This window comes from Streptomyces oceani (assembly GCF_001751245.1).
Lineage (GTDB): Bacteria > Actinomycetota > Actinomycetes > Streptomycetales > Streptomycetaceae > Streptomyces > Streptomyces oceani.
Window position 1 is genome coordinate 9,624 of record NZ_LJGU01000160.1, and the last position, 6,479, is coordinate 16,102.

The 6,479-nt window shown below is 73.1% G+C and carries 2 protein-coding genes; both read right to left on the reverse strand.

The window, feature by feature from the left end:
• Nucleotides 1-5,260 (reverse strand): type I polyketide synthase (locus AN216_RS25325; protein ID WP_212732759.1); only part of this gene is annotated, 5,260 nt, incomplete at its 3' end.
• Entirely contained in the window at nt 5,223-6,446 is a 1,224-nt protein-coding gene (locus tag AN216_RS25330) for an acyltransferase domain-containing protein (protein ID WP_139140997.1), read from the reverse strand. The genes AN216_RS25325 and AN216_RS25330, both read right to left, overlap by 38 nt.
• Nucleotides 6,447-6,479 lie beyond the last annotated feature (33 nt).

Genomic DNA, 6,479 nt, shown 5'->3' on the forward strand with positions numbered 1-6,479 from the left:
CCGGGCGGGTCGTCTCGGCCGCCGGGAGCTGGGCGTGGCCCGGCTGCTGGTCCTGGGCGGCAGCGAGCTGCCGCGGGTCCACCCGCCGCAGCCGCAGCGAGTCGACGGCGAGCACGGGCCGACCCGCGCCGTCCGCCGCCCGCAGCGCCACCGTGTCCGCTCCGGTACGGGAGAGGCGTACCCGCAGCGTGCTGGCGCCGGTGGCGTACAGGGCGGCACCGTTCCAGGCGAACAGCATCCGGTCGGTGCCCAACTCGGCCGGCAGGCCGAGGCCGAGCGGGTGCAGGGCGGCGTCCAGCAACGCGGGATGCAGACCGAACCCGGTCGGGTCGACGGTGGTGCCGGCGGCGTTCCCGTACTGGCCGGCCGCGCCGTCGAGTACGACCTCGGCGTACGCGTCACCGTCCAGCTGCCATACGGCCCGCAGCCCACGGAAGGTGGCGCCGTAGCCGAAGCCGGTGTCCGCGAGCCGCTCGTACAGCCCGTCCGTGTCGACCTCCTCGGCGCCCGGCGGGGGCCAGGCGGCGAAGTCGAAGGAGTCGTGCCCGGCGGGCGCCGGACTCGGGTCGAGCACGCCGTTCGCGTGCCGCATCCACGGCGGCGCGGCGGCGTCCGTCTCGCCGGTCAGCGAGCGACCGTAGACGGCGAGCATCCGTGCGCCGTTCCCGTCCGGCTCCGCCACCCGTACCTGGAGTTGCACGGCGCCCTGCTCGGGCAGCACCAGCGGTGTCTCCAGGACGAGTTCGCGCACGAGCGCGCAGCCCACCTGGTCGGCCGCGCGCACGGCGAGATCCAGCAGGGCGGTGCTGGGCACCACGGCGGCGCCGGCGATGCGGTGCTCACCCAGCCATGGCTGGGCCCGCAGCGACAGGCGGCCGGTCAGCACGGCCGTACGCCCCTCCGCCATGGGCACGGCCGCGCCGAGCAGCGGGTGCCCGAGCGGGGTCAGGCCGTACGCGCCCGGGTCCCCGCCGGCGTGCGGCGCGGCGGCGAGCCAGTACGGGCGGTGCTGGAAGGCGTAGGTGGGCAGCTCGACGGTGGTGCCCGCGCGGATGCCCGTGCCGGTGCCGGCGAGGCAGGCGGGCCAGTCGACGTCCGCGCCGTGTACGAACGCCGCGCCGAGCGCCGCGAACAGCGCGCTCGGCTCCGGCTGGTCCTCCCGCGAGGTGGGGACCAGCAGCGGGGCTTCGGCCCGCTCGGCCGGGTCCAGGCAGGACTGTGCCATGGCGGTGAGGGTGCCGTCCGGGCCGATCTCCACGAACCGCGTCACACCCTGAGCGGTCAGCGCCGCCACACCATCGGCGAACCGCACCGCCTCCCGCACGTGCCGCACCCAGTACTCCGGGTCCGTCAGCTCCTCGACGGTCGCCAGCTCACCGGTGACGTTGGAGACCACCGGCAGCGACGGACGCTCATAGGTCACCCGCTCGGCCACCCGGCGGAAGTCCGCCAGCATCGGCTCCATCAACGGCGAATGAAACGCGTGCGAGACCGACAACCGACGCGTACGCGCACCCTGACCACGGAGATGCTCCGCGATCTCCACAACAGCGCTCTCCACGCCCGAGACCACCACCGACCGCGGACCGTTGACCGCCGCCAGACTCACCTCATCCGCGCGGCCCGCCAGCAACGAAGCGACCTCGGCCTCCGACGCCTCGATCGCCACCATCGCACCGTCACGCGGCAACGCCTGCATCAACCGCCCCCGCGCCGCCACCAGCGCACACGCATCCGCCAACGACCACACACCCGCCACATACGCCGCCGCCAACTCCCCGATCGAATGCCCCAACAACACATCCGGCCGCACACCCCACGACTCCACCAACCGGAACAACGCCACCTCGAACGCGAACAACGCCGGCTGCGTCACCCCCGTCTCGTTCAGGCCACCCTGGGCCTCCACGTCCTCCCCGAACACCACATCCCGCAACGGACGGTCCAGCTCCATGTCCAGCTGCGCGCACACCTCGTCGAAGGCATCCGCGAACACCGGGAACGCGGCGTACAACTCCCGCCCCATCCCCCACCGCTGCGCACCCTGACCGGTGAACAACACGGCCGTACGCCCGGGTGCGGCGGTGCCGCCCGTCAGCACGCCCCGAGTGGCCTCTCCGTCAGCGAGGGCGGTCAGCGCGTCAAGGAGCGCGGGCCGGTCACCGCCGGTGAGCACCGCCCGGTGCTCGAACACCGCACGGGTGGTGGCCAAGGACCAGGCCAGGTCCCGTACGTCCAGCTCCGGTCGGGCCTCGACATGTGCCCGCAACCGGGCGGCCTGCCCACGCAGCGCGGCGGAGCTGCGGCCGGACAGCACCCAGGGCGATGGCTCGGTTCCCAACTCCCGGGATGTGCCAGTCTGCTGGGTCTCCGCGCGCTGGCGGGGCGGCGCCTCGATCACAACGTGCGCGTTGGTGCCGGAGACTCCGAAAGCCGACACGCCGGCCCGACGCGGCCGGTCCACGTCCGCGTCCACGTCCGCCTCCGCACTGACGCGCGTGTCGGTCGTGGCCGGCCAGTCCACCGGTTCGGCGAGCAGCCGTACGCCGCCCGCGCTCCAGTCGACATGGCTGGACGGGCTGTCCGCGTGCAGGGTGCGGGGCAGTTGGCCGTGCTGCATCGCCAGCACCATCTTGATGACGCCGGTCACCCCGGCGGCGGCCTGGGTGTGCCCGAGGTTGGACTTGATCGAGCCCAGCCACAGCGGCCGGTCCGCGTCCCGGTCCCGGCCGTAGGTGGCCAGCAGGGCCTGCGCCTCGATCGGGTCACCCAGCGTCGTGCCCGTGCCGTGCGCCTCGACGACGTCCACGTCCCCGGGCTTGAGCCCGCCCTGCGCCAACGCCTCCCGGATCACCCGCTGTTGGGACGGCCCGTTGGGGGCGGTCAGCCCGTTGGAGGCGCCGTCCTGGTTGACGGCGGAGCCACTGACCGTGGCCAGGACGCGGTGACCGTTGCGCCGGGCGTCCGACAGCCGCTCCACGACGAGCACGCCGACGCCCTCGGACCAGCCGGTGCCGTCCGCGTCCTCCGAGAAAGCCTTGCACCGCCCGTCCGGCGCCAGCCCGCCCTGCAGGCTGAACTCCACGAAGGCGCCCGGATTCCCGATCACGGTCACGCCCCCGGCGAGGGCCAGGTCGCACTCGCCGTCCCGCAGCGCCCGTACGGCCCAGTGCAGCGCCACCAGCGAGGAGGAGCAGGCGGTGTCGACCGTGACGGCCGGACCCTCCAGACCGAGGGTGTACGAGACCCGGCCGGAGACCACGCTGCCGGCGGTGCCGGTGAGCAGGTGGCCGCCGAGTCCCTCCGGCGCCTCCCGCAGCCCGCTGCCGTAGCCGGAGCTGCCGGCGCCGACGAACACGCCCGTACGGCTGCCGCGCAACGAGTCGGGGTTGATGCCGGTACGCTCCAGGGCCTCCCAGGAGGTCTCCAGCAGCAGCCGTTGCTGCGGGTCGATGGCGAGGGCCTCGCGCGGGCTGATGCCGAAGAACGCCGGGTCGAAGCCGCCCGCGTCGTGGAGGAAGCCGCCGCTGCGGGTGTCGCTGCTGGTGCCGGTCTCCCCGGCGAACAGTTCGTCCAGGTCCCAGCCGCGGTCCGTGGGGAAGTCCGTGATGGCGTCGCCGCCCTCGGACAGCAGCCGCCACAGGTCCTCGGGGCCGGATATGCCGCCCGGCAGTCGGCAGCCCAGGCCGACGATCACCACGGGGTCCTCTGCCACGGCGGTCGCGGTGACCGCGGGCAGCGCGGTGGCGGCGTCCGTACCGAAGAGTTCCGTACGCAGCAGCTCGGCCACGGCGGTCGGGGTGGGGTGGTCGAAGACCAGGGTGGCGGGCAGGGGCAGGCCGGTCTCGGCGCTGAGGGCGCCGCGCAGCTCCACCGCGGTCAGGGAGTCGAAGCCCAGCTCGCGGAAGGCGCGGTTCTCCGGCACGGCGTCGGCGTCCTGGTGGCCCAGGACGGTCGCGGCGTGGCGGCGTACGAGATCCAGCAGCGCGCGGTCCCGTTCCTCGGCCGTACGCTCGGCCAGCCGGGCCCGCAGGTCCCGCTCGCCGTCCTGGATGACGACGCCCTCGGGCGCCTGGGCCGCTTCGGGGAGTTCGGCGAACAGCGGGGCCGCGCGACGACTGGTGAACGCCGCGGCGAACCGCGACCAGTCCACGTCCGCCACCACCACCGCACCCTCACCAGCCGACAACACACGCCCCAGCGCACGCAACGCCTCCCGCGGCGGCAACGGACTCAACCCACGACGACGCAGCTGCTCTTCCGCCGCCCCATCAGCGGCCATACCCGCCTCCGCCCACGGACCCCACGCCACCGACGTACCCGCCAAGCCAGCCGCCCGACGCGACTCCACCAACGCGTCCAAAGCCGCGTTCGACGCCGCGTACGCACCCTGACCACCACTACCCCACACACCAGCGATCGACGAGAACACCACGAACGCCGACAACTCCCGATCCCGGGTCAACGCGTGCAGATGCACCGCACCCGCCACCTTGCCCGACCAACTCGCCGCCAACGTCGACTCCGCCAACTCACCCACACTCGCGTCATCCAACACACCCGCCGCATGGAACACCGCATCCACCGGATGCTTGCGCAGCAACCGGCTCAGCGCCGCGCGGTCCGCGGTGTCACAGGCGACGACCGAGACGCTGGCGCCGGCCGCACGCAGGTCGGCCTTCAACTCGCGGGCTCCGGGGGCCTTGCTGCCGCGGCGGCTGGTCAGCACCAGCTTCCGGGCACCCCGCTCCACCGCCCAACGCGCCACCCGCGCACCCAACGCACCCGTACCACCCGTCACCAACACCGCACCCGCCTCCGACCCCGGCACCCACGAACCACCCACACCCACCTCCGCCACACCAGCCCGCACCACCCGACGCACCCACACACCCGAACCCCGCACCGCCACTTGATCCTCCACACCCGCACCCGCACCCACCGACTGACCCAACACACCCACCACACGCGAGACCACACGCCCATCCCACACACCCGGAACATCCACCACACCACCCCACAACTCCGGCCACTCCAACCCCACCACCCGACCCAAACCCCACACCCCAGCCAACCCCACCACCGGACCACCCTCCACACGCCCCACCGACACCGCACCACACGTCAACACCCACAACCGACCCCCCACACCCACATCCCCCATCGCCTGCACCAAACCCAACGTCCCCACCACACCCACCGGAACCCCACCAGCACCCACCTCACCCGCACCCTCCACACACGCCAACAAAGACACCACGCCATCTATCGGTTCGGTGTCCGAGGCCGTCGCGGCCCGCAGACGTTCNGGCAACCGGCTCGCCCTCGGCCAGCGCTCCCCGCAGCGCCTCGGCGAGCGAGGCCCGGTCCGCGTCGGCTGGGACCTCCAGCAACTCCATGTCGCTGCTCAGGGACAGCGCTCCCTCGGGGAGTACGCCACCGGCCGGCGCCACCAGGAGCCAGCGACCGGAGAGTTCGGCGGGCGTGGCACTGGCGGAGCCGGACCGCGTCATCGGCTGCCAACGCGCCTGGTAACGCCAGCGGTCCACGGCGGCGTCCGCCCGCTGGCCCCTACGCCAGTCGGCGAGGGCGGGCAGGAGGCCGTCCAGCACGGTGTCGTCCACACCGAGAGTGGCCGCGAGAGAGGCCGCGTCGCCGGCCTCGACGGCGGACCAGAAAGCGGTGTCCACACCGTCCTCAGCCGCGACGGCTTCGCCGGGGGCGGCGGGGGCGGCGGGCTCGGCGAGGGTGGGCCAGTAGCGTTCGCGCTGGAAGGGGTACGTCGGCAGGTCGATGGTGGGAGCGGCCGGTACCTCCGGCAGTACCGCCGACCAGTCCGGGGACACGCCACCGACGTGCAACCGCCCCAACGCGCCGACGAGGGAGTCCTCTTCGGGCCGGTCCTTGCGGAGCAACGGCACGAACGAGAGCTCTCCCCCGGATGCCTCCCCCTCCACGCAGCCGCGTGCCATGGCGGTGAGGGTGCCGTCCGGGCCGATCTCCACGAACCGCGTCACACCCTGAGCGGTCAGCGCCGCCACACCATCAGCGAACCGCACCGCCTCCCGCACATGCCGCACCCAATACTCCGGGTCCGTCAACTCCTCGACGGTCGCCAACTCACCCGTGACATTCGACACCACCGACAACGACGGACGCTCATACGCCACCCCCTCGGCCACCCGACGAAACTCCGCCAACATCGGCTCCATCAACGGCGAATGAAACGCGTGCGAGACCGACAACCGACGCGTACGACAACCCCGCGCCCGGAAATGCTCCCCGACCTCGGTCACCGCCGCCTCCACACCCGAGACCACCACCGAAGACGGACCGTTGACCGCCGCCACACTCACCTCATCCGCGCGGCCCACCAGCAACGAAGCGACCTCCGCCTCCGACGCCTCGATCGCCACCATCGCACCGTCACGCGGCAACGCCTGCATCAACCGCCCCCGCGCCGCCACCACCACACACGC